This window comes from Nocardioides sp. LML1-1-1.1 (genome assembly GCF_040676175.1).
Lineage (GTDB): Bacteria > Actinomycetota > Actinomycetes > Propionibacteriales > Nocardioidaceae > Nocardioides.
Genome location: NZ_JBEGHK010000003.1, coordinates 483,380 through 504,928, shown reverse-complemented (window position 1 = coordinate 504,928; position 21,549 = coordinate 483,380). Strand labels below are relative to the sequence as shown.

Below are 21,549 nucleotides of genomic sequence, written 5' to 3'. Positions count from 1 at the left end.
GCGGGGCCGCGCACTTTTCTCAGGAAGTTCTTGCTCGAAATGTGACCGACGTCATGCGAGGGTGTCAGGCATGAGCACCGCCCTCGTCGTCCTCGTCGCCGCCGTCGCGTTCTTCCTGCTCCTCCTCGGAGGACTCTTCGGCGTGGTCTGGTTCGCCGGCAAGAACGGCCGCCGCGCGCAGCTGCGCGGCTGACTAGTCCACGGCCTGGCCGAGGACGGCCCGCGCCCGCGTCCACACGGCGGGGTCGCCGTCCACGGTGATGCCGGTGGCGTCGTACCGGTGCCACAGCCAGCCGTCGAGCCGGTCGGCCGTGCCGGTGACCACGACGTCGGCGGCCCGCCCCGGGTCCGGTACGACGTGCTGGTCCGGCTCCCCCGCGCGCTCGGTGCCGTCCGGCTCCGTCCCGGAGAAGGTGCCGAGCCGGGTCCACAGGGAGGTGCCGGTGTCGCTGACCCGGTACTCCACGAACAGGTCCTCCGGCGCGAAGCTGCCCCACTCCGGCAGGCCGCCGTACATCACGTCCAGGCACTCGTCGACGCCGTCGGTGGCCAGGTCGGCGGGCAGCGCGGTGGGCGTGCCGGCGGTCAGCTCGGCGTCGAGGCGGTGGATCAACGCCTCGTGCGCCTGACGGCGCTGGACGAAGCCCACGGTCTGCGAGCCCGGCCCGCTCGCCCAGGTCCAGGCAGCCTCGGCGGCGTCCGCGGCCGCGAGCGCGTCGTGCAGGCGCTCGGCGGTGGCACGGTGCACGGCCAGCAGGTCGTCGTACGCCGTGGGGCGGGCGGGCGCCAGGTCCTCGGGCGGCTCCGCCGGCCGGTGGGTGACGACGTGGTGCCAGAAGTGGTGCACCGTCGTGAGGTGCCACAGCAGGTCGGCGGCGTCCCAGTCCGGGCAGGACGGCACCCGGGCGTCGGGCGCGCAGCCGGCGAGGACGTCGGCGAACCGGGCGGACTCGCGGCGCAGGTGCCCGAGGTAGGCGGGGGCGTCGAGCCGGGTCACGGGCGCAGCAGCACCTTGATCGCGCGCCGCTCGTCCATCGCCCGGTAGCCCTCGGGCGACTCCTCCAGGGGCAGGGTGAGGTCGAAGACCTTGCCGGGGTCGATCCGGCCGGAGGTCACCAGCTCGAGCAGCTCGGGCAGGTAGCGGCGCACCGGTGCGATCCCGCCACGCAGGCCGATGTTCTTCTCGAACAGGGTGCGCACCGGGAGCTCCACGCCGTGCGGGACGCCGACGAAGCCGACCCCGCCGTTGGCCCGGGTCACGCCGATCGCGGTGGTCATCGCGTCGTTCGTGCCGACGCACTCCAGGGCCGCGTCGACCCCGATCCCGTCGGTGATCTCCTTGACCGCCGCCGCGCCCTCCTTGCCGCGCTCGGCGACCACGTGGGTCGCACCGAACGCCTTCGCGATGGCCTGGCGCGGCTCGTGACGGGACATGGCGATGATCTTCTCCGCGCCCATCACCGAGGCGGCGAGCACGCCGCACAGGCCGACCGCGCCGTCCCCGACGACCACGACGCTGTCACCGGCCTTCACGCCGGCCGCGACCGCCGCGTGCCAGCCGGTCGGCATCACGTCGCTGAGCGCGAGCAGGGAGGGCACCAGGGCCTCGTCGGGCACGCCGTCGGTCTTCACCAGGCTGCCGTCGGCCTCGACGACCCGGGCGTACTCCCCCTGGCCGCTGGACGTCATGCCGAGGTTGACGCACGCCGACTGGGCGCCGTTGCGGCAGCTGGCGCAGGTGTTGTCGCAGTGGCAGAACGGGACGACGACGAAGTCACCGGGCTTGAAGTCACGGACCTCGGCGCCCACCTCCTCGACCACGCCGATGCACTCGTGGCCGATGGTGGAGCCACGGCGGATCGGGTTCTCCCCGCGGTAGGGCCACAGGTCGGAGCCGCAGATGCAGCCCGCGGTGACCTTGACGATCGCATCGGTGGGCTTCTTGATGACCGGGTCCGGGACCTCCTCCACGCGGATGTCGCCGGGAGCGTGGATCGTCGTAGCGCGCATGCTCCGATCCTGCCGCATCGCCCGGAAGGTGGGGAGACGCGCCGTCCCCTCCGTTGGTGATATCTCATATGTGAGTTACCGTCGTTGACATGACCTCCGACGAGCCGAGTGACGACTACAAGGGCCGGATCGGCAACCTGATCCGCGACGCCCGCAAGCACCGCGGCCTCACCCAGGCGCAGCTGGCCGAGCGCCTGGCGACGAGTCAGAGTGCGATCAACCGGATCGAGAAGGGACACCAGAACCTCTCGCTGGAGATGCTGGCGCGGATCGGCGCCGCCCTGGACTCCGAGATCGTCGCGCTCGGCGCGGGCCCGACCCACCTGCGGGTGAAGGGGCCGACCACCCTGGCGGGCAGCATCGACGTGAAGACGTCGAAGAACGCCGGCGTCGCGCTGCTGTGCGCCTCGCTGCTCAACCGCGGCCGCACGACCCTGCGCAAGGTCGCCCGGATCGAGGAGGTCAACCGCCTGCTCGAGGTGCTCGACAGCCTGGGTGTGCAGACCCGCTGGATCAACAGCGAGAACGACCTCGAGATCATCCCGCCCAAGGACCTGGACCTGACCCGCATCGACGAGGAGGCCGCGCGTCGTACCCGCTCGGTCATCATGTTCCTCGGCCCGCTGCTGCACCGCATGGACACCTTCGAGCTGCCGTACGCCGGCGGGTGCAACCTCGGCACCCGCACCGTCGAGCCGCACATGTCGGCGCTGCGCCCGTTCGGCCTGGAGGTCAAGGCGACCGACGGCTGGTACCACGCCCAGCTCAACCGGGCGATCGTCCCGGGCCGCCCGATCGTGCTCACCGAGCGCGGCGACACGGTCACCGAGAACGCGCTGATGGCGGCCGCCCTGCACCCGGGCACCACCGTGATCCGCAACGCCTCGTCCAACTACATGGTGCAGGACCTGTGCTTCTACCTGCAGGCGCTCGGCGTCGAGGTCGAGGGCATCGGCACGACCACGCTCACCGTCACCGGCCGCGAGTCCATCGACGTCGACGTCGACTACGCCCCGAGCGAGGACCCGATCGAGGCGATGTCCCTGCTCGCCGCCGCGATCGTCACCCGCTCCGAGATCACCATCCGCCGCGCCCCGATCGAGTTCCTCGAGATCGAGCTCGCGGTGCTGGAGGAGATGGGCTTCCGCTACGACCGCTCCGAGGAGTACCTCGCCGCCAACGGGCACACCCGCCTGGTCGACATCACCACGCACCCCTCGGACCTGGTCGCCCCGCGCGACAAGATCCACCCGATGCCCTTCCCCGGCCTCAACATCGACAACCTGCCGTTCTTCGCAGTGATCGCGGCGACGGCCGAAGGCACGACCTACCTCAACGACTGGGTCTACGACAACCGCGCGATCTACCTCACCGAGCTCAACAAGCTCGGCGGGCGGGTCACCCTGCTCGACCCGCACCGGGTGCAGATCGACGGGCCGACCTCGTGGACCGGCACCGAGCTGGTCTGCCCGCCCGCGCTGCGGCCGGCCGTGGTCGTGTTGCTCGCGATGCTGGCGAGCAAGGGCACCTCGGTGCTGCGCAGCACCTACGTCATCCACCGCGGCTACGAGGACCTCGCCGAGCGGCTGAGCTCGCTGGGCGCCGACATCGAGACCTTCCGCGACATCTGAGATGGGCTACCTCCCCCGGGGCAAGGTGCTGGCCTTCGCCCACCGCGGCGGTGCCTACCACCCGGAGATCGAGGGCCTGGAAAACACCCTCGCGGCCTTCCGGCACGCCGCCGCGCTCGGCTACGACTACCTGGAGACCGACGTCCACCTCACCGCGGACGGCGTGCTGCTGGCCTTCCACGACGAGGTGCTGGACCGGGTCACCGACGTCCGGGGGGCGGTCCGCGACCTCACCCTGGCCGACGTACGACGGGCGCGGATCGGCGGCCGCGAGGAGGTTCCCACCCTGGTCGACCTGCTCGACGCCTTCCCCGCCGCGCGCTTCAACATCGACATCAAGTCCGACGACGCGGTCGCCCCGCTGGCGGCCCTGGTGCGTGAGCGCGACCTGTGGGACCGCGTGCTCATCGGGTCCTTCGCGCGGCGCCGGATCCGGCGGTTCCGCGCGCTGACCGAGGGCCGGGTGCCGACGGCGGCCGACCCGTTCGAGGTGCTGGTCTACCGGCTCTCCCCCACCGCGGGCATCGCGCGGGCCCTCGCGGGCGCGCGCTTCGCCGCCTTCCAGGTGCCGCACCGCCGCGGCCGGATCACGGTGGTGACCCCGGGCCTGGTCCGCCGGGCGCACGCCGCGGGGCTCCAGGTGCACGTGTGGACCATCGACGACCCGGCTGAGATGAACGCCTTGCTCGACCGCGGCGTCGACGGGCTCTTCACGGATCGCACCGACCTGCTCAAGGATGTGCTCCAGGGGCGCGGCCAGTGGTGGTCCGCGCAGGGAGGGACAGCATGAGCATCGCGGACCTGGGACCGCTCAACCGGGCGCGCGAGCAGCGCGCCTGGTACTTCACCGACTGGGCCGCCTCGGCGTTCCAGACGACGGTCGCGGGCGTGCTCTTCGCGCCCTACCTGATCAACGTCGCCGAGAACGCCGTCGGCGAGCACGGGCGGGTGCACGTCCTGGGGCTGGCGATCGCGCCGGGCTCCCTGCCGTCGTACGTCATCACGGTCTCGACGCTGCTCAGCGCCCTGATCTTCCCGCTCGTCGGCGCCGTCGCCGACCGCACCGACCGCAAGCCCGACCTGCTCGTCGCGCTGTCCTGGATCGGCGCGACCGCGGCCGGGCTGCTGTTCTTCATGAGCGGGGAGAACTGGCTGTTCGGCAGCATCGCCTTCATGGTCGCCAACCTGGCGGCCGGCGCGGCGATCGTGGTCAGCGACTCCGTGCTGCCGCTGATCTCCACCGAGCGCGAGCGGGACCGGGTCTCCTCGGTCGGCTGGGCCTACGGCTACGCCGGGGGCGGGCTCCTGCTCGCCGTGAACTTCGCGGTGGTGACCTTCCACGACAGCCTCGGCCTCGACAAGGAGATGGCGGTCCGGCTCTCCCTGCTCTCGGCGGCCGTGTGGTGGGCGGCGTTCATGGTCATCCCGTGGCGCGGCATCAAGCGGCACCAGCCGGTCGACGTGGAGGAGGTCGAGGGCGGGCTGATCAGCCGGTCCTTCGGCCAGCTCTGGGCGACCCTGAAGGACCTGCGCAACTACCCGGTGGCGCTGACCTTCCTGCTCGCCTACCTGTTCTTCAACGACGGCATCCAGACCGTGATCGCCTCAGCCTCCACCTTCGGCATCGAGGAGCTCGGCTTCGGCGAGGGCACCGTGCTGGGGACCTACCTGCTCGTCCAGGTGGTCGCGATGGCCGGCGCGATCGGCTTCGGCCGGGCCGCCGCCCGCCACGGCGCGAAGCGGGTGATCCTCGCCGGCATCGCGGGCTGGATGGTGATCGTGACCGCCGCGCTCGTCGTACCGGACGGCCAGCTCGTGCCCTTCCTGGTCCTCGGCGTGGCGATCGGGATCGTGCTGGGCGGCACCCAGGCGCTCGCACGCTCCTACTTCTCGCTGTTCATCCCGCGCGGCAAGGAGGCGGAGTACTTCAGCCTCTACCACGCCATGGACCGCGGGACCTCGTGGTTCGGGACGCTGACCTTCGGGTTGGTCTACCAGGTCACCGACTCCTACCGTCCTGCCCTTTTCGCGCTCGTCGTGTTCTTCGTCCTGGGTGGTCTGATCCTGCTCCGCGTGGATACCGAACGAGGGATCCGGGAGGCCGGGAACGAGCGGCCGGCCGTCATCTGAGGTTCCGCCTCCGATTCGCGGTCCGGTGGCCGATCTGGCACTGTGATCTGATCTGACAATCGCTTATGGTTGGAACTTTTTCGGCCCGGGTAGCGTTGTCAGATCGAGACGAAACACGGGAGGTGGATGTCGTATGGCTGAGCGGACACTGCGCGGCGCCCGACTGGGGGGCCAGTCGTTCGAGGACGAGCGTGGCATCGAGTTCGCGGCCCGGCAGCAGGTGGGCTACCGCTGTCCCCAGGGTCACGACTTCGAGATCACCATGTCGATCGAGGCCGAGGTCCCCGCGATCTGGGAGTGCCCGCGCTGCGGCCTGGAGGCCGAGAGCACGGCGGGCATCGAGCGCGAGGTCAAGGTCGAGAAGCCGCAGCGCACCCATTGGGACATGCTGCTCGAGCGGCGCTCGGAGAAGGAGCTCGAGGAGATCCTGACCGAGCGGCTGGAGCTGCTGCGCGGCGGAGAGATCGGCCCGGCCCACCTGCACCGTGCCAACGCGCGCAAGAAGAAGCCCGCGAAGGCCTGAGCCCCGCGGAGGCTAGTCCTCCTCGACCACCTCGCCCTGGACCACATCCGGTCCGGGGCGAGTGGCATTTCCGGGGCCACCCGCGCCGGGGTAGGCACGGATGCTGACCCGGGAGACGGCGTACGACGTCAGCAGGCTGCGGAACAGCGGCCGGGTGAACGGCAGGATCAGCAGGATGCCGAAGGCGTCGGTCACGAAGCCGGGGCTGAGCATCAGCGCGCCACCGAGCACGATCAGGGCGCCGTCGGCGAGCTCGCGGTGCGGCATCCGGCCGGTCTCGACCCGCTCGCGCAGCGCGTCCCAGGCCCGCCGCCCCTCGCGCTTGATCAGCCAGGTGCCGAGGATGCTGTCGAGGACGAGCAGCAGGATCGTCCACCAGGGACCGATGACCTGCCCGACCTGGATGAGCACGTAGATCTCCAGGACGGGCACCACCAGGAAGACGAGCAGCAGCAGCGCCGCCACCCGCCGCCCACGGCGGCTCATCGCTCCCTCGGTCTCATCGGGTCGACACCAGCTCCCGGCCGGCCGTGGGCCGGCCCTTGAGCTGCTGCCAGCGCTCGCGCAGGCCCCAGGCGGTGATCCGCTTGAGGGACTCCAGCGCCACCTGGCCGCTCATCTTGGACTCCCCGCGCACCCGCTCGACGAACTCGATCGGCACCTCACGCACGGTCAGGCCGGCGTGCAGGGTGCGGCTGACGAGGTCGGTCTGGAAGACGTAGCCGGTCGAGCGCACCTCGTCGAGGTGGATCTTCTCCAGCGTCGTGCGACGGAACAGTCGGTAGCCCGCGGTCGCGTCGCGGATGGTGATGCCGAGCAGCATCCGCACGTAGAGGTTGCCGCCGCGCGAGAGCGCCTCGCGCTGCCAGGGCCAGTTGACGACGGAGCCGCCGGGGACCCAGCGCGAGCCGATGACCAGGTCGGCCGACAGCAGGCCGCTCAGCAGCCGCTGCAGCTGCTCGGGCTGGTGCGAGCCGTCGGCGTCCATCTCGCCGATCACGTCGTAGCCGCGGTCGAGGGCCCACCCGAAGCCGGCGAGGTACGCCGCGCCGAGACCGCCCTTGCTCGTGCGGTGCAGGACGTGGACCTGGCTGTCCGCCTCCGCGAGGCCGTCGGCGATGCCGCCGGTGCCGTCCGGGGAGCCGTCGTCGACGACGAGCACGTCCACGGTGGGCTGCGCGGCGCGCAACCGCCCGACGATCCAGGCGATGTTGGCCGCCTCGTTGTACGTCGGGACGACCATCACGACTCGGCCGAGGTCGGAGGTGTGGTCAGCAAGCATCGGTGGGCTCCTTCGCCGGAACGTGCACAGGTCCGGCAAACTCTCGCCCTCGACGGTACGCGATGGCACCAGCGACAAGAGCGCCAAGGGTCGATCCGATGAACAACCGGGTGGGCCAGGCGCCCAGCCGCATGGCCGGGGTGAGGTCGGTGCTGAGACCCACCTGCTCGACCAGGACGTCGGTGGTGCGGGTCGACGCGGTGGCGACGACCGAGCCGTCGGGCCGGATGATGCCGGTGCGCCCGTTGGTCGAGGCGACCGTCAGCCAGCGCCCCGCCTCGATCGCGCGCAGCCGGGTGATCGCGAACTGCTGCTCGATCTGGTGGGTGAAGATGAAGCTCGCGTTGCTGGTCTGCACAGTGAGCAGCTCGGCGCCGGCCCGCACCTGCGGGGGCATCACGTCGTCGTAGGCGACGTCGAAGCAGATCGCGTCCGCGACCGGGATCCCGGCCACCCGCAGCGGCTCGGTGCTGGTGCCGCTCTTCATGTCACGGGTGATCAGGCCGAGCTGGCCGAACTTGGGGTCCCAGATGTCGCGGAAGGGGATGTACTCGCCGTACGGCACCGGGTGGTGCTTGGTGTAGCGCTCCCCCGGTCCCGACACGGGGTCCCACACGATGCCCTGGTTGAGGATGTGCTTCGGGCCGTCGTCGACGATCGCCCCGACCACGACCGGCACCTGCACGGCCGCGACCGCACGCAGGATCATCGAGTTGACGGGTACGTCGGAGAACGGGTCCACCGCCGTGGAGTTCTCCGGCCACAGCACGAAGTCCGGGCGCGGCCGCTTGCCGGTCACCACGTCCTCGGCGAGCTGCACGGTCGCGTCCACGTGGTTCTCGGTGACGCCCTCGGGGTCGAAGAGGATGTCGTTGCCCGGCCCCGGCACGTCACCCTGGACGACCGCGACGGTCGCCGACCCGCTCTCCTCGACCGTGAACGGCCGGACGGCGGGCAGGACGAAGAGGGCGAGCAGCCCGACCACACCGGCCACGTGCGGCAGGGTGCGTTCCTCGACCGCGCGCGCGAGCAGGAAGCCGAGCAGCGCCAGGAGGAAGGACAGCCCGGTCATCCCGACGTAGGCCACCATCGGCGCCGCCGGGGTGTCGATCGCCGCGAACGACAGCCGCCCCCACGGCATCCCGCTGAACGGCCACCCGCTGCGGACCGTCTCCATCGTGGTCCAGGCCGCGGCCAGCCACACCGGCCACCACGGCAGCCGCCGCAGCACCGGCGTAGCGAGCCCCAGCAGCCCGTAGAACGCCGCCTCGATGCCCGCCAGCGCCGCCCAGGCGTCCGGGCCGATCGACGTCCGCATCCAGGCGATGTGGGTGAAGTAGAAGGCGACCCCGAACGCGAGGCCGACCAGGCCGGCGCGTCGTACGGTCAGGTCGCGGGTGACCAGCGCGAAGCAGGCGACGCCGAAGGGCAGCAGCCACGGCAGGGCCAGCGGCTCGAAGGACGCGGTGAGGAGGAATCCTCCGAGGACCGCGAGGAACGAGCGCTGCAGCACGCCGGAAGCCTAGTCGGCCCACCGAGGAACGGTCGCGGCCCTCAGGCGCGGAGGAGCCCAGGGTGCCTTCGGACCATCCCGGCTCCCGGCTGGCTGCCGATGCGCGCGACGTTGTCTAGGGCGACCCCGAGCCCCTCCGGTCCGCTCTCGAGGTGCGAACCGACCTCCGCGAACCGTGTCCGGGTGGAGCTGGTGCGACTCCCCCGACGTGACGGCCACTCGGACGTCGGTCCGCCGGCCACGACCTGCACGAGCGAACGGTTCCGTACTTTGGTCACCCTGACCGGCGCTGTCAACCGGCTGCTGACCTGCGGTGATACGTGTTCTCGCAGGTCAGGAAGCCCCCGTCGGAGCGGAAAAATCTCAGAAATTCGCCGGTAGAACCGGCGTGTCGCGCCGCGCCACGCCGACGGAACGTCGAGGCGCCGGTCAGCGGACCGGGCGGTTCTCGTAGTACGTCGAGAGCACCATCGTGGTGCGCGTGGAGACGTTCGCGACGGAGCGGATCCGGGCGAGCAGGCTCTCCATCTCGGCGGGCGAGGTGGTGCGCACCTTGAGGACGTAGGACTCCGCCCCCGCCACCGACCAGCAGGACTCGATCTCCGGCATGTCGACGAGCCGCTCCGGGCAGTCGTCGGGCGCGGAAGGGTCGATCGGGCGGATCGCGATGAAGGCGGTGAGCGGCAGACCGATCTCGGCGTAGTTGACCGTCGCGCCGTAGCCCAGGATCAGGCCGCGCTGCTCGAGCCGCTTGACCCGCTGGTGCACGGCCGAGGTGGAGAGACCGGTCGCGCGTCCGAGGTCGGTGTAGGACATCCGCCCGTCCTTGGCCAGGAGCTCCAGGATCTGCCGGTCGGTCGACTCGACCGCGGGACCGTTGCTCTGACTCACGCGGGCCACCCTAGCGGCGACCGGTGCGATCCGACGGCGACGCGCCACCATCCGGTCACGAAGAGGCAATATGCTCCCTCTCGATGACGACCACGACACAGCGCCTCCTGCTGCTCGACACGGCCAGCCTCTACTTCCGCGCCTTCTTCGGATCCCCCGAGATCCTCTCCCCCGACGGCACCAACGTGAACGCCGTGCGCGGCCTGCTCGACTACATCTCCCGCCTCGCGGAGCAGTACGAGCCGACGCACCTGGTCTGCTGCTGGGACGACGACTGGCGCCCCCAGTGGCGGGTGGACCTGCTGTCGTCGTACAAGGCGCACCGGGTGGTCGCCGAGATCGCCGGCGCACCGGACGTCGAGGAGGTGCCGGACCCGCTGGAGCTGCAGGTCCCGGTGATCCGCGAGGTCCTCGCCGCCTTCGGCATCGCGGTGGTCGGCGCCCCCGGCTACGAGGCCGACGACGTGATCGGCACGCTCGCCACCGGTGCCGGCCTGCCGGTCGACGTGGTGACCGGTGACCGCGACCTGTTCCAGCTCGTCGACGACGCGGCCCAGGTCCGCATCCTGTACGTCGGCCGCGGAGTCGGGCGGCACGAGAAGGTCGACGAGGCCTGGGTGCTGGAGAAGTACGCCGTGCGCGCCGACCAGTACGCCGACTTCGCGACGCTGCGCGGAGACGCCTCCGACGGCCTGCCCGGCGTGAAGGGCGTGGGCGAGAAGACCGCGGCCAGCCTGCTGCAGAAGTACGACGACATCGCCGGCATCCGCGCCGCGGCCGAGGACCCGGGCAGCGACCTGGGGCCGGGACCGCGGACGAAGATCAAGGACGCGGCGCCGTACCTGGAGGTGGCGCCGCGGGTGGTCGCCGTCGCCCGCGACATCGACCTGCCGCGGGGCGACGCGCTCGCCCTGCCGGCCACGCCGGCCGACCCCGAGGGCCTCGAGGCGCTGGCCGAGCGGTGGGGACTGACGAGCCCGGTGGCCCGGCTCACGGGCGTGCTGGAGAAGCTCGGAGCTGCGCGCACCGTGTAACACCGATTTCATTCCATTTGGTACTAGTTCGAAATCAGCCCTTCCTAGGTTCGTCGTCACCGGGGCCCGGCGCCGTGCCCCATGGCCCAGCACCTGCCTCCCGAGAGGGCGGGTGCGATGACCGAAGGGTTGTCCCACGTGACGATTTCCCGCGCCCGTCTAGCGACCGGCACCGTCCTCGCGCTCACCACAGCGCTCAGCCTGAGCGCCTGCGGGGGCTCCAAGTCCGGGGAGTCGAGCGCAGCCGAGAGCTGCGTCGACACCTCCGGCGACACCATCAAGCTCGGGTTCCTCAACTCCACCTCGGGAGCCATGGCGATCAGCGAGCAGACCGTTCGCGACTCGCTCGCCATGGCGGCGGAGGAGATCAACGCCAGCGGCGGCATCCTCGGCAAGAAGATCGAGCCGGTCGTCGAGGACGGCGCCAGCGACCCGGCCGTCTTCGCCGAGAAGGTCGAGAAGCTGCTGACCGGTGACTGCGTCGCGGCCGTCTTCGGCGGCTGGACCTCCGCCTCGCGCAAGGCGATGCTGCCGGTCGTCGAGGCGGACAACGGCCTGCTGTTCTACCCGGTGCAGTACGAGGGCCTGGAGGCCTCGAAGAACATCTACTACACCGGCGCGACCACCAACCAGCAGATCATCCCGGCGATGGACTTCTTGAAGTCGAAGGGCGTCAAGACGCTCTTCCTCGCCGGCTCCGACTACGTCTTCCCGCGCACCGCCAACAAGATCATCAAGCAGTACGCCAAGGAGCTCGGGATCGAGATCGTGGGCGAGGAGTACGTCCCGCTCGACGACGACGACTGGACCACCCAGGTCTCGAAGATCGTCAAGGCCAAGCCGGACTTCGTGTTCAACACGATCAACGGCTCCTCCAACGTCGGCTTCATCAAGGCCTACTACGAGCAGGGCCTGAGCCCGGCCACCTCGCCGATCATCTCGGTCTCGATCGCCGAGGAGGAGGCGCCGGCGATGGGCAAGGACGTCACCGGCCAGTTCGCGGCGTGGAACTACTTCGAGTCGGTCAAGAGCCCGGCGAACGAGAAGTTCATCAAGGCCTTCCAGTCCAAGTACGGCGCCAAGCGGCCCACCTCGGACCCGATGGAGGCGGCGTACACCTCGCTGTACCTGTACAAGGCGCTCGTCGAGAAGGCCGACTCCTTCGACGTCGACAAGATCAACGAGAGTGCCGACGGCGTCAGCTTCGACGCGCCCGAGGGCACCGTCACCATCGACGGCGACAACCACCACATCGCCAAGACCGGGCTGATCGGGCGCATCAACTCCGACAACCAGTTCGACGTCGTGTGGTCCTCGGACGCACCCATCGAGCCCGACCCGTTCCTCAAGGGCTACGACTGGTGGGACCCGAGCGGCAAGTGACCTGAGCCGGCACCGCCGGTCCAGCACACCCTCCCCTCCCGGGGGTGCCGCGCTCGCGCAGCGCGGCATCCCCGGGCACTGCCCTCAGGAGACCCTCCGCCGTGGATGCCTTCACCACCCCGCTGCTCGCCGGTACGGCGACCGGCGCCCTGCTCCTCATCGCCGCGCTCGGCCTCGCCCTCACCTTCGGACAGATGGGCGTCATCAACATGGCGCACGGCGAGTTCCTCATGGCCGGCGCCTACACGACCTACCTCACCCAGCAGGTCGTCACGAACACCGACCTCTCCCTGCTGGTCGCGCTGCCCGCCGCGTTCCTCGTCGCGGGCGCGCTCGGCCTGCTGCTCGAGGTGGCGATCATCCAGTGGATGTACCGCCGCCCGCTCGACACCCTGCTCGTGACGGTCGGCGTGAGCCTGCTCCTGCAGCAGCTGGCCAAGGACGTCTTCGGCGCCCAGGGCGACCCGGTGCACACCCCGGGCTGGCTCGACGGCAACGTCGACGTCTTCGGCTACCACTGGCCCTACCGGCAGATGTTCACCATCCTGCTGGCCGTCGCGGCCCTCGCCGGGCTCGGCGCGCTGCTGAAGTACACCGCCTACGGTCGCCAGATCCGTGCCACCGTGCAGAACCGCGACCTCGCCGAGACCATGGGCGTCTCCACCCGCGCGGTCGACCGGGTCACCTTCTTCGTGGGCTCCGGCCTGGCCGGGGTGGGCGGCGTGGCCGTCTCGCTGATCTCCGGGACGAACCCGAACCTCGGGACGACGTACATCATCTCGGCGTTCCTGGTGGTCGTGGCCGGCGGCCTCGGCCAGCTCAAGGGCACGGTCATCGCGGCCTTCGTGGTCGGCGTGGTCGGCGCCTACTTCACCGACTGGTTCAGCTCCAGCCTGGCGCAGGTCCTCACCTTCGCCCTGGTCGTGGTCTTCCTCCAGCTCAGGCCCCAGGGCCTGTTCACCGTCCGGACGAGAGGTCTCGCATGAAGCACCTGCAGGCGAGCGCGCGGACCTGGGCCCCGCTGCTGGCGATCGCGGTCCTGGCCGTCGTCCTCATCGTGGTGGCTCCCGCCGTGCTCAGCCCGTTCCGGCTCAACAACCTCGGCAAGTACGTCTGCTGGGCCATCGCAGGCGTCGGCATCGGTCTCGCGTGGGGTCGCGGCGGCATGCTCGTCATGGGCCAGGGCGTCTTCTTCGGGCTCGGCGGCTACGCCATGGCGATGCACCTCAAGCTGGAGGCCGCGATGGCCACCGGCGGCCCGGACGCCATCCCCGACTTCATGGTCCTCTACGGCGACGGCACCATGCCCGGCTGGTGGGAGCCGTTCCGCAGCGGCGCCTTCACCCTGTTCGCCATCGTCGCGGTCCCCGCCGTGGCGGCGACCGTGCTCGGCTGGGCGATCTTCAAGCGACGGGTCAAGGGCGCCTACTTCGCGATCCTCACCCAGGCGCTCGCGGTCGCCTTCGCCACCCTGCTGGTGGCGACGATCAAGCAGACCGGCGGATTCAACGGCCTCAACCAGTTCACCCAGTTCTTCGGCTACAACCTCTACGACCCGGTCAACAAGCGGATGATCTACACGATCGCCGCGGGCGCGCTCATCGTCTGCCTGCTCGTGGTCTGGCAGCTCTACCGCAGCCGCTTCGGCGAGCTGCTCGTCGCCACCCGGGACGCCGAGGAGCGGGTCCGCTTCCTGGGCCACGACCCGGCGAACATCAAGCTGGTCGCCTTCGTGGTCGCCGCGATCATGGCGAGCATCGGCGGTGCGCTCTTCGCGCCGATCACCGGGATCATCTCCCCCTCGGACGTCGACGCGACGGCCTCGATCTTGCTCATCGCCGGTGTCGCGCTCGGTGGACGTGCGCTGCTGCTGGGCCCGGCCCTCGGCGCGCTGGCGGTGGGCTACGGGCGCACCTCGCTCTCCGAGTCCTTCCCCGACCAGTGGACCTACTTCCTCGGCCTGCTGTTCATCGTGGTCATCCTGTTCTTCCCCGCGGGGCTGGGCAGCGCGTGGTCGCAGGTGACGGCGCGGCTGCGCAAGCAGAAGGCGGTGACGTCGTGAACGACGACTACCTGGAGGTGCGCGGGCTGACCGTCTCCTTCGACGGCTTCACCGCGGTGGACGCGGTCGACCTGACCCTGCTGCAGGGCCGCCTGCACTTCCTCATCGGGCCCAACGGCGCGGGCAAGACGACCCTGGTGGACGCGGTGACCGGGCTGGTGCCCGGCACCGGGCTGGTGCGCTACCGACGCAAGGACCTGCTGCGCACCAAGTCCCACCGCATCGTGCGCGCCGGCATCGGGCGGACCTTCCAGACCGCGACGGTGTTCGAGGGACTGTCGGTGCTGCAGAACCTCGACATCGCCGGTGGGATCCACCGCCCGGCCTGGCGGATGCTGCTGGCCCGCCGTGGCACCCCGGCGTACGTCGAGGAAGCGCTCGAGACGATCGGTCTGACCCACCTGCGGGACAAACCGGCGGGGGTGCTGGCGCACGGGCAGAAGCAGTGGCTCGAGATCGGCATGCTGCTCGTGCAGGACGCCCGGGTGATGCTGCTCGACGAGCCGGTCGCCGGGATGAGCGCCGAGGAGCGCGAGCAGACCGGCGACCTGCTGCGCCGCATCGGCCGCGAGCGCACCATCGTCGTCATCGAGCACGACATGGAGTTCGTGCGCAGCTATGCCGACGTCGTCACCGTCCTGCACGCCGGCAAGGTGCTGGCCGAGGGATCGGTGGCCGAGATCCAGGCCGACCCACGCGTCCAGGAGGTCTACCTGGGCCGCACCCCCGACCCGATCGAGGAGACCGACCATGCTTGAGCTGCGCGGGGTGACGGCCGGCTACGGCCGGACCAGGGTGCTGGAGGACGTCTCGCTGGTGGTGCCCGAGGGCGGCGCGGTCGCGGTGATGGGCCACAACGGCGCGGGCAAGACCACACTGCTGCGGGTCGCCGTCGGGCTGCTGCCGGTGATGCGCGGCCAGGTGCTCGTCGACGGCGAGGACGTGACCCGGCTGCGCCCCAACAAGCGGGTACGGCGCGGCGTCGGCTACGTCCCGCAGGGCCAGCTGTCGTTCCCGCAGATGACGACCCTGGAGAACCTCCAGCTCGTCACCACCGACAAGGCGGCGATCGACGGCGTGCTGGACACCTTCCCGGCCCTGGGCGACCTGCTCGCCCGCCGGGCCGGGCTGCTCTCCGGCGGCCAGCGCCAGCAGCTGTCGATCGCGCGCACCCTGCTGACCCGGCCGCGCCTGCTCATCCTCGACGAGCCGACCGAGGGCATCCAGCCCAATGTCGTCGCCGAGATCGAGGCCGTCATCACCGCGCTGACCGCGCGCGGCGACCTCTCGGTGCTCCTCGTCGAGCAGCACGTGGGGTTCGCGCTGCGGAGCACGGACTCGTACTACGTCCTCGAGTCCGGCCGGGTGACCTCGAGCGGTGAGGGCGGTCCCGGGGCGCTGGAAGCGGTCCGCGCGGCGATGGCGGTCTGAGCCGATGCACCTGACCCCCGCGGACACCGAGAAGCTGCTGCTCAGCGTCGCCGGGATGGTCGCCCGCGACCGCCTGGCTCGAGGCGTGCTCCTGAACTACCCCGAGACCGTCGCCCTGCTCTCCTGCTGGGTCATCGAAGAGGCCAGGGCCGGCGCCCGGGTCGCCGACCTCATGGAGCGGGGCCGGGACGTGCTGACCCGCGACCAGGTGATGGCCGGCGTCGCCGAGATGCTCGTCGACGTCCAGGTCGAGGCCACCTTCCGCGACGGGCGCAAGCTCGTCACCCTCCACCACCCGATCGCCTGAGGAGCCGCAGATGGGAATCGTGACCGACGGACCGGGCGCCGTCCGGACGGGCGAGGGGACGGTCGTGCTGAACGGCGACCGCTCCCCCGCCGAGCGCCTCGAGCTCGTGGTGACCAACACCGGCGACCGGCCGGTGCAGATCGGGTCGCACGTGCACCTGCCCGATGTGAACCCGGCCCTCGCCTTCGACCGGGCGGCCGCGCACGGCTTCCGCCTCGACATCCCCTCAGGTACGTCGCGGCGCTTCGAGCCCGGTGCCTCCCAGGAGGTGGCGGCCGTCGCGCTGCGAGGCGCCCGCGTGGTCCCGGGCATCCAGGTGCGCGAGGGGAACGGCGCCCTCGATGGTTGAGATCTCCCGGGCGGCGTACGCCGCGCTGTACGGGCCGACCGTCGGCGACCAGGTCCGCCTCGGCGACACCGACCTGTGGATCGAGGTCGAGCGGGACCTCACCGTCGGGGGCGAGGAGGCGGTCTTCGGCGGCGGGAAGTCGATTCGCGAGTCGATGGCCCAGTCCACCCGGACCTCGGCCGAGGGCGCCCTGGACACGGTGGTCACCAATGCCCTGGTGCTCGACCACTGGGGCGTGGTGCGTGCCGACGTCGGGATCCGCGCGGGCCGGATCGTCGCGCTGGGGCGTGCGGGCAACCCGGACGTCGCCGACGGCGTGCACCCCGACCTCGTCATCGGTCCGGGCACCGACGTGGTCTCCGGGGAGGGGAAGATCCTCACCGCGGGCGCCATCGACATCCACGTCCACCTGCTGTCCCGCTCACAGCTCGTCGAGGCGCTGGCCACCGGCATCACGACCATCGGCGGGGGCGGCACCGGTCCCTCGGAGGCGTCCAAGGCGACCACGGTGACGCCGGGTGCTTGGCACCTCGCCGCCGTGCACCGCGCGCTCGACACGCTGCCGCTCAACATCCTGCTGATGGGCAAGGGCAACACGGTCAGTGCCGGGGGGCTGGCCGAGCAGGCGCTGGCCGGCGCCGCGGCGTACAAGGTCCACGAGGACTGGGGCGCCACCCCGGCCGCGATCGATGCCTCGCTGCGCGCGGCCGACGAGTTCGGCCTCCAGGTCGCGCTGCACTCCGACAGCCTCAACGAGGCGGGGTACGTCGAGTCCACGATCGGCGCCATCGGCGGGCGCGGGGTCCACGCCTTTCACGCCGAGGGCGCCGGCGGCGGCCACGCGCCGGACATCCTCACCGTCGCCTCGCTGCCGCACGTCATCCCCGGCTCGACGAACCCGACCCTGCCGCACACCGTGAACACGGTGGCCGAGCACCTCGACATGCTCATGGTCTGCCACCACCTCAACCCGCAGGTGCCCGAGGACCTGGCCTTCGCCGAGTCCCGGATCCGGGCCACGACGATCGCCGCCGAGGACCTGCTCCACGACATCGGGGCGCTGTCGATCACCTCCTCCGACGCCCAGGCGATGGGGCGCGTCGGAGAGGTGGTCTGCCGGACCTGGCAGGTCGCGCACGTCATGAAGCACCGGTACGGCGCGCACGGCGACCTCGCCGCGGGTCCGGCGGACAACGCCCGGGCCCGCCGGTACGTCGCGAAGTACACGATCAACCCGGCCGTCGCGCACGGCATCGACCACGAGGTCGGCTCGGTCGAGCCCGGCAAGCTGGCCGACCTGGTGCTGTGGGACCCGCGCTTCTTCGGCATCCGACCGCAGGTGGTGATGAAGTCCGGCACCCTCGTGTGGGGTGCGCTCGGGGACCCGAACGCCTCGATCCCGACACCGCAGCCGGTGCTGATGCGGCCCACCCTGGTCGAGGACGGCAGCCGCCACGGCGTCACCTTCGTCTCCCCCGCGGCGCTCGCGGACGGGCTCGCCGACCGGCTCGGGCTGCGCCGGCGGCTCGTGCCACTGCGTCCGACCCGTGCGGTGACCAAGGCGGACATGGTCAACAACACCGCGCTCCCGCGCATCGACATCGATCCGGAGACCTTCGCGATCGACGTCGAGGGCGAGCGGGTCGTCCCCTCCCCGGCCACGGACCTGCCGCTGGCGCAGCTCTACGCGATGTTCTGAGCGCCGTGCCCCACCCCGAGCTCCTCCTGCTGCTGCTCGCCGACGCGCGCCTGCCCGTCGGCGGGCACACCCAGTCGGGCAGCCTGGAGGGCGCGGTGATGGCGGGCCTCGGTGCTGCCGACGTCCCGTCGTACCTGCGGGCGCGGCTGCTCGGGGCGACCCGGACCGAGGCCGGGACCGCCGTCGCGGCGCGGCGTCGCGTGGTCGACGGCGGCAGCCTGGGGGACGTCGACCTGGCGTGGCAGGCGCGCACCGTCACGCCGGCGCTGCGCGCGGTCTCGCGCACCCAGGCGGTGTCCCTGCTCCGGCTGGCCCGCGGCCTGTGGCCCGCGATCGAAGGCGTCGGGCTCCCGGACGCTCCGGGCCGGGCCACCGTGCTCGGTGCCCTCGCGGGACTCCTCGGCCTGGACGCCGAGCAGGTCGCCCGCCTGGTCGCGTACGACGACGTGCAGACCGTCTGCGCCGCGGCGCTCAAGCTGCTGCCGCTGGACCCGGCCGTCGCCACCGGCTGGGTGGCCGGCGCGCTGCCGGCCGTCGAGGACGTGGTGAGCGCCGTCGCCGGCATCGAGGACCCCGCCGAGATCCCGGCGGTGGCCTCTCCCCAGATCGAGGCGTGGGCACAGGCCCATGCCCGCACCACCAGGAGGTTGTTCCGTGCCTGAGCACACCCATCGCGCCGCCCGCCCGCTGCGGCTCGGCATCTGCGGACCCGTCGGCACCGGCAAGAGCTCGCTCATCGCGCTGCTGTGCCGCGAGCTCTCGAGCCGGCTCGACCTGGCCGTGGTCACCAACGACATCTACACCGACGAGGACGCCCGCTTCCTGCGCTCCTCGGGCGTGCTGGCCGCCGAACGGATCCGGGCCGTGGAGACCGGTGCGTGCCCGCACACCGCGATCCGCGACGACATCAGCGCCAACCTGGCCGAGGTGGAGACCCTGGAGGCGGACTACCCCGGGCTGGACCTGGTCCTCATCGAGTCCGGCGGCGACAACCTCACCGCGACCTTCTCACCCGCGCTCGTGGACGCCCAGGTCTTCGTGCTCGACGTCGCCGGAGGCGGCGACGTGGCGCGCAAGGGCGGGCCGGGCATCGAGCGCGCCGACCTGCTCGTGGTCAACAAGACCGACCTGGCGCCGTACGTCGGCGTCGACGTGCCACGGATGCTCACCGACGCCACCGAGGCCCGCGACGGGCGCCCGGTGATCGGGTTGTCGCGTCACGACCGTGCCTCGGTCGACGCCCTGCTGGCGTGGGTGGACGGCATGCTCGCCGGGCACTCGGCCGGCACCTGGGTGCCGGTCGACCCGGGGCCGATGGCGCGGCACGTGCACGCCGACGGGACGGCCCATGCTCACGAGCACTGAGCGCCTGGGCCGGACCCGTCTGCGGGTCTCCCCCGGCACCGGGACCGGCCGGTGCCGGGTGCGCACCGCGACCACGCAGTCGGACGCGACCGCCTCGGTCGTGCGCCCCGTGCTGGTGGCCCACGACCGGGACCGGGCCCGGGTCTCCCTGGTCCCGGAGGGGGCCCTGCTGCTGGCCGGCGACGCCGTGGAGATCGACGTGACCGTCGATCCCGGGATGAGCCTCGACCTGGTGGAGCCCGGCGGCACGGTCGCCTTCGACATGCGCGGCGGGACCGCCCGGTGGGACGTGCGGATCGACCTCGGCGCGGGCGCCCGGCTCACCTGGGCCGGCCTGCCGTTCGTGGTGTCCGAAGGCGCCGACGTGTCCCGCTCGCTGCGGGTGCGCTGCGGCCGCGACGCCCGGCTCCTGTTGCGCGAGGTGCTGGTGCTGGGCCGCTACGGCGAGGGCCCCGGGCGTCTGCGCCAGACCAGCACGGTGCTCGACGGCGACGGCCGCCCGGTGCTGGTCGAGGACCTCCCGCTCAGCCCCTCCTCGACCGCTCTGCTGCTCGGCGGCCACCGGGTGCTCGCCTCGGTGCTGGCCCTCGGCACCGACCTGCCGGCCGGCGACGACCCGGACCGCTACGACCTCGCCACCCCCGGCGCGGTGCTGTGGCGCCGTCTGGGCCACCACGCGCACGAGGCCGAGCTCGCCGCCGTGTGGCGGCAGGTCACCGGCGAGCGGTGAGGTGCCTCAGTGCACGCGCGCGATCTGCTGCTCGACCCGGAACTCCAGCCCGTCCGCGGCGGCGACGTACACGTCCTGGTCGAGCAGGTTGCCGTCCAGGCGCACCAGCCCGCGCGGGCTGGAGTAGAAATGCCCGCTCGGCAGCGCGGAGGCGGCGCCGACGGTGAGCGAGCCGCACACCTCGCCGACCCGGGCAAGGAACATGATCGACTCGAAGCACGACTCGCCGACGGCGTTGAGCGCCGGCGCCCAGCGGCCCCACCGGGCGTAGTAGTCCCGCGCCAGCGCCGAGCTCTCCGCGGTCCCGAGCCCGTCGAAGTACGCCGCTGCGGCGTAGAGGCCCTCGTTGGCCGGCGCACCGGCGGCGAGCAGCGTGTTCTCCTCCACCGCCGGGCTCAGCCGCGGCAGCGCGGCCGTCAGGCCGGCCCGGGCGAACTGGCGGTTGAAGTGGACCGCGTCCTGGCCCATCAGCAGCATGATCACGCCGTCCACGGGCTGTCGCGCGAGATCGGCGATGACCGGCGCGAAGTCGCTCGTGCCGAGCGGCACGTAGGTCTCGCTGACGACCTCCGAGGCGGTGTCCTGCAGGGCCAGGCGGGCCGTCGTACCGGTCACCCGGGGGAAGACGTAGTCGTTGCCGACGATCGCCCAGCGACCGACGCCCAGCTCCTCGCGCATCCAGTGCGCGGCCGGCAGCAGCTGGTTGATCGGACGCTCGCCGATCATGAAGACGCCGGGCGTCGGGTCGCCGCCCTCGTGCATGGCGGCGAAGGCGTAGACGACCCGCCCACCGACCCGGCGGGTGATCGCCTGGCGCACCGCGGAGATGTGCCAACCGGCCACCGCCTCCACCCGACCGCTGTCGACGAGGCGACCGACCTCCTCGGCGACGACCTCCGGCGCGCGGCCACCGTCGACGACCACGAGCTCGACCCGGCGCCCGGTGATCCCGGAGCCGGCGTTCAGCTGCTCAGCGGCCAGCTCCGCGCAGGCGAGGCAGGACGGCCCGTAGATGCCGGTCGGGCCCTGGAGCGGGACGACCAGTGCGACGGGCAGGACCTCGTCGGAGCGGGTGCGGGGCACGGGACCTCCGTGCGGGCCGGGGCTGCGGCCGCCGGCGTCGTTGCGGGCGAGGCGATCAACCGGAGTCTCTTGTGATCCCGCCTAGGATAGGCCCGACGCCGCGGCGTGGCAGCGTCGTCCCAGAGT

Annotated in this window: 24 protein-coding genes; 17 read left to right on the top strand and 7 right to left on the bottom strand. The window is 71.7% G+C overall.

Annotated features, from left to right (window positions below; genetic code table 11):
- Positions 1 to 70: 70 nt before the first annotated feature.
- Positions 71 to 193, top strand: coding sequence for a hypothetical protein (locus tag MRBLML1_RS13570; RefSeq protein WP_364516687.1), 123 nt, complete (start codon positions 71 to 73; stop codon positions 191 to 193).
- On the opposite strand, the gene MRBLML1_RS13565 is transcribed toward MRBLML1_RS13570, so the two are convergent.
- Together MRBLML1_RS13565 and MRBLML1_RS13560 are read right to left on the bottom strand one after the other, a co-directional pair.
- The gene (locus MRBLML1_RS13565; RefSeq protein ID WP_364516685.1) at positions 194 to 997 is read right to left on the bottom strand and encodes a maleylpyruvate isomerase family mycothiol-dependent enzyme; all 804 of its coding nucleotides are present in this window, start codon (positions 995 to 997) and stop codon (positions 194 to 196) included.
- Entirely contained in the window at positions 994 to 2,010 is a 1,017-nt protein-coding gene (locus MRBLML1_RS13560) for a zinc-dependent alcohol dehydrogenase family protein (protein ID WP_364516683.1), read from the bottom strand. The genes MRBLML1_RS13565 and MRBLML1_RS13560 overlap by 4 nt, the downstream gene beginning before the upstream one ends.
- An 89-nt stretch (positions 2,011 to 2,099) precedes the next feature.
- Between MRBLML1_RS13560 and MRBLML1_RS13555 the strand changes: the two genes are divergently transcribed.
- The 4 genes from MRBLML1_RS13555 (at position 2,100) to MRBLML1_RS13540 (ending at position 6,294) form a co-directional block, all read left to right on the top strand.
- The gene (locus MRBLML1_RS13555) at positions 2,100 to 3,641 is read left to right on the top strand and encodes a helix-turn-helix domain-containing protein (RefSeq protein WP_364516681.1); all 1,542 of its coding nucleotides are present in this window, start codon (positions 2,100 to 2,102) and stop codon (positions 3,639 to 3,641) included.
- Between the two features lies 1 nt (position 3,642).
- Positions 3,643 to 4,431 (top strand): glycerophosphodiester phosphodiesterase, encoded by a 789-nt coding sequence (locus MRBLML1_RS13550; RefSeq protein WP_364516679.1) that lies wholly within the window; start codon positions 3,643 to 3,645, stop codon positions 4,429 to 4,431.
- Positions 4,428 to 5,771, top strand: a complete 1,344-nt coding sequence (locus MRBLML1_RS13545) for an MFS transporter (protein ID WP_364516677.1) — start codon at positions 4,428 to 4,430, stop codon at positions 5,769 to 5,771. Before MRBLML1_RS13550 ends, MRBLML1_RS13545 begins: the two co-directional genes overlap by 4 nt.
- 133 nt (positions 5,772 to 5,904) lie before the next feature.
- Positions 5,905 to 6,294 carry an RNA polymerase-binding protein RbpA gene (locus MRBLML1_RS13540; RefSeq protein WP_192686794.1) on the top strand — a complete coding sequence of 130 codons (390 nt, stop codon included), beginning with the start codon at positions 5,905 to 5,907 and terminating at the stop codon, positions 6,292 to 6,294.
- 12 nt (positions 6,295 to 6,306) lie between these two features.
- Here the strand turns inward: MRBLML1_RS13540 and MRBLML1_RS13535 are convergent, their stop codons facing one another.
- The 4 genes from MRBLML1_RS13535 to MRBLML1_RS13520 all read right to left on the bottom strand — a co-directional run bounded on the left by MRBLML1_RS13535 (position 6,307) and on the right by MRBLML1_RS13520 (position 9,980).
- Complete coding sequence (locus tag MRBLML1_RS13535) at positions 6,307 to 6,780, bottom strand: FxsA family protein (RefSeq protein WP_364516674.1); 474 nt, start codon at positions 6,778 to 6,780, stop codon at positions 6,307 to 6,309.
- A gap of 13 nt (positions 6,781 to 6,793) precedes the next feature.
- The gene (locus MRBLML1_RS13530; protein WP_364516672.1) at positions 6,794 to 7,576 is read right to left on the bottom strand and encodes a polyprenol monophosphomannose synthase; all 783 of its coding nucleotides are present in this window, start codon (positions 7,574 to 7,576) and stop codon (positions 6,794 to 6,796) included.
- On the bottom strand, positions 7,566 to 9,089 hold the full coding sequence (gene lnt, locus MRBLML1_RS13525) for an apolipoprotein N-acyltransferase (protein ID WP_364516670.1): 1,524 nt from the start codon (positions 9,087 to 9,089) through the stop codon (positions 7,566 to 7,568). Before lnt ends, MRBLML1_RS13530 begins: the two co-directional genes overlap by 11 nt.
- 429 nt (positions 9,090 to 9,518) lie before the next feature.
- Positions 9,519 to 9,980 (bottom strand): Lrp/AsnC family transcriptional regulator, encoded by a 462-nt coding sequence (locus tag MRBLML1_RS13520; RefSeq protein WP_364516668.1) that lies wholly within the window; start codon positions 9,978 to 9,980, stop codon positions 9,519 to 9,521.
- An 83-nt stretch (positions 9,981 to 10,063) separates the two neighbouring features.
- Here MRBLML1_RS13520 and MRBLML1_RS13515 point away from each other — a divergent pair, with 83 nt between their 5' ends.
- From MRBLML1_RS13515 to MRBLML1_RS13460, 12 genes are all read left to right on the top strand, one after another.
- On the top strand, positions 10,064 to 11,014 hold the full coding sequence (locus tag MRBLML1_RS13515; RefSeq protein ID WP_364516666.1) for a 5'-3' exonuclease: 951 nt from the start codon (positions 10,064 to 10,066) through the stop codon (positions 11,012 to 11,014).
- Positions 11,015 to 11,152: 138 nt separating this feature from the next.
- Complete coding sequence (gene urtA, locus MRBLML1_RS13510; RefSeq protein ID WP_364516664.1) at positions 11,153 to 12,397, top strand: urea ABC transporter substrate-binding protein; 1,245 nt, start codon at positions 11,153 to 11,155, stop codon at positions 12,395 to 12,397.
- Between the two features lie 101 nt (positions 12,398 to 12,498).
- Positions 12,499 to 13,383, top strand: coding sequence for an urea ABC transporter permease subunit UrtB (gene urtB / locus MRBLML1_RS13505; RefSeq protein ID WP_364516662.1), 885 nt, complete (start codon positions 12,499 to 12,501; stop codon positions 13,381 to 13,383).
- Positions 13,380 to 14,459: an urea ABC transporter permease subunit UrtC gene (gene urtC / locus MRBLML1_RS13500; protein WP_364516660.1), complete on the top strand. Its 1,080-nt coding sequence runs from the start codon at positions 13,380 to 13,382 to the stop codon at positions 14,457 to 14,459. The genes urtB and urtC overlap by 4 nt, the downstream gene beginning before the upstream one ends.
- The gene (urtD, locus tag MRBLML1_RS13495) at positions 14,456 to 15,217 is read left to right on the top strand and encodes an urea ABC transporter ATP-binding protein UrtD (protein ID WP_364516658.1); all 762 of its coding nucleotides are present in this window, start codon (positions 14,456 to 14,458) and stop codon (positions 15,215 to 15,217) included. Before urtC ends, urtD begins: the two co-directional genes overlap by 4 nt.
- The gene (locus MRBLML1_RS13490) at positions 15,210 to 15,890 is read left to right on the top strand and encodes an ATP-binding cassette domain-containing protein (RefSeq protein WP_364516656.1); all 681 of its coding nucleotides are present in this window, start codon (positions 15,210 to 15,212) and stop codon (positions 15,888 to 15,890) included. Before urtD ends, MRBLML1_RS13490 begins: the two co-directional genes overlap by 8 nt.
- Positions 15,891 to 15,894: 4 nt before the next feature.
- Complete coding sequence (locus MRBLML1_RS13485; RefSeq protein WP_364516654.1) at positions 15,895 to 16,197, top strand: urease subunit gamma; 303 nt, start codon at positions 15,895 to 15,897, stop codon at positions 16,195 to 16,197.
- Positions 16,198 to 16,207: 10 nt separating this feature from the next.
- Complete coding sequence (ureB, locus tag MRBLML1_RS13480) at positions 16,208 to 16,546, top strand: urease subunit beta (protein ID WP_364516652.1); 339 nt, start codon at positions 16,208 to 16,210, stop codon at positions 16,544 to 16,546.
- Complete coding sequence (locus MRBLML1_RS13475) at positions 16,539 to 18,245, top strand: urease subunit alpha (RefSeq protein WP_364516650.1); 1,707 nt, start codon at positions 16,539 to 16,541, stop codon at positions 18,243 to 18,245. The genes ureB and MRBLML1_RS13475 overlap by 8 nt, the downstream gene beginning before the upstream one ends.
- A gap of 5 nt (positions 18,246 to 18,250) precedes the next feature.
- The gene (locus MRBLML1_RS13470; RefSeq protein WP_364516648.1) at positions 18,251 to 18,907 is read left to right on the top strand and encodes an urease accessory protein UreF; all 657 of its coding nucleotides are present in this window, start codon (positions 18,251 to 18,253) and stop codon (positions 18,905 to 18,907) included.
- Positions 18,900 to 19,610 (top strand): urease accessory protein UreG, encoded by a 711-nt coding sequence (gene ureG, locus MRBLML1_RS13465; RefSeq protein WP_364516646.1) that lies wholly within the window; start codon positions 18,900 to 18,902, stop codon positions 19,608 to 19,610. The genes MRBLML1_RS13470 and ureG overlap by 8 nt, the downstream gene beginning before the upstream one ends.
- Entirely contained in the window at positions 19,594 to 20,340 is a 747-nt protein-coding gene (locus tag MRBLML1_RS13460; protein WP_364516644.1) for an urease accessory protein UreD, read from the top strand. Before ureG ends, MRBLML1_RS13460 begins: the two co-directional genes overlap by 17 nt.
- A 6-nt stretch (positions 20,341 to 20,346) precedes the next feature.
- On the opposite strand, the gene MRBLML1_RS13455 is transcribed toward MRBLML1_RS13460, so the two are convergent.
- Positions 20,347 to 21,423 (bottom strand): substrate-binding domain-containing protein, encoded by a 1,077-nt coding sequence (locus tag MRBLML1_RS13455; protein ID WP_364516642.1) that lies wholly within the window; start codon positions 21,421 to 21,423, stop codon positions 20,347 to 20,349.
- Positions 21,424 to 21,549 lie beyond the last annotated feature (126 nt).

What these genes read in the sequence shown, in the direction of transcription:
- MRBLML1_RS13570 (WP_364516687.1), top strand. Translation starts at nt 71, where the DNA reads ATGAGCACCGCCCTCGTCGTCCTCGTCGCCGCCGTCGCGTTCTTCCTG.
- MRBLML1_RS13560 (WP_364516683.1), bottom strand. Translation starts at nt 2,010, where the DNA reads ATGCGCGCTACGACGATCCACGCTCCCGGCGACATCCGCGTGGAGGAG.
- MRBLML1_RS13555 (WP_364516681.1), top strand. Translation starts at nt 2,100, where the DNA reads ATGACCTCCGACGAGCCGAGTGACGACTACAAGGGCCGGATCGGCAAC.
- MRBLML1_RS13550 (WP_364516679.1), top strand. Translation starts at nt 3,643, where the DNA reads ATGGGCTACCTCCCCCGGGGCAAGGTGCTGGCCTTCGCCCACCGCGGC.
- MRBLML1_RS13545 (WP_364516677.1), top strand. Translation starts at nt 4,428, where the DNA reads ATGAGCATCGCGGACCTGGGACCGCTCAACCGGGCGCGCGAGCAGCGC.
- MRBLML1_RS13540 (WP_192686794.1), top strand. Translation starts at nt 5,905, where the DNA reads ATGGCTGAGCGGACACTGCGCGGCGCCCGACTGGGGGGCCAGTCGTTC.
- MRBLML1_RS13535 (WP_364516674.1), bottom strand. Translation starts at nt 6,780, where the DNA reads ATGAGCCGCCGTGGGCGGCGGGTGGCGGCGCTGCTGCTGCTCGTCTTC.
- MRBLML1_RS13530 (WP_364516672.1), bottom strand. Translation starts at nt 7,576, where the DNA reads ATGCTTGCTGACCACACCTCCGACCTCGGCCGAGTCGTGATGGTCGTC.
- MRBLML1_RS13515 (WP_364516666.1), top strand. Translation starts at nt 10,064, where the DNA reads ATGACGACCACGACACAGCGCCTCCTGCTGCTCGACACGGCCAGCCTC.
- urtC (WP_364516660.1), top strand. Translation starts at nt 13,380, where the DNA reads ATGAAGCACCTGCAGGCGAGCGCGCGGACCTGGGCCCCGCTGCTGGCG.
- MRBLML1_RS13490 (WP_364516656.1), top strand. Translation starts at nt 15,210, where the DNA reads ATGCTTGAGCTGCGCGGGGTGACGGCCGGCTACGGCCGGACCAGGGTG.
- MRBLML1_RS13485 (WP_364516654.1), top strand. Translation starts at nt 15,895, where the DNA reads ATGCACCTGACCCCCGCGGACACCGAGAAGCTGCTGCTCAGCGTCGCC.
- ureB (WP_364516652.1), top strand. Translation starts at nt 16,208, where the DNA reads ATGGGAATCGTGACCGACGGACCGGGCGCCGTCCGGACGGGCGAGGGG.
- MRBLML1_RS13475 (WP_364516650.1), top strand. Translation starts at nt 16,539, where the DNA reads ATGGTTGAGATCTCCCGGGCGGCGTACGCCGCGCTGTACGGGCCGACC.
- MRBLML1_RS13460 (WP_364516644.1), top strand. Translation starts at nt 19,594, where the DNA reads ATGCTCACGAGCACTGAGCGCCTGGGCCGGACCCGTCTGCGGGTCTCC.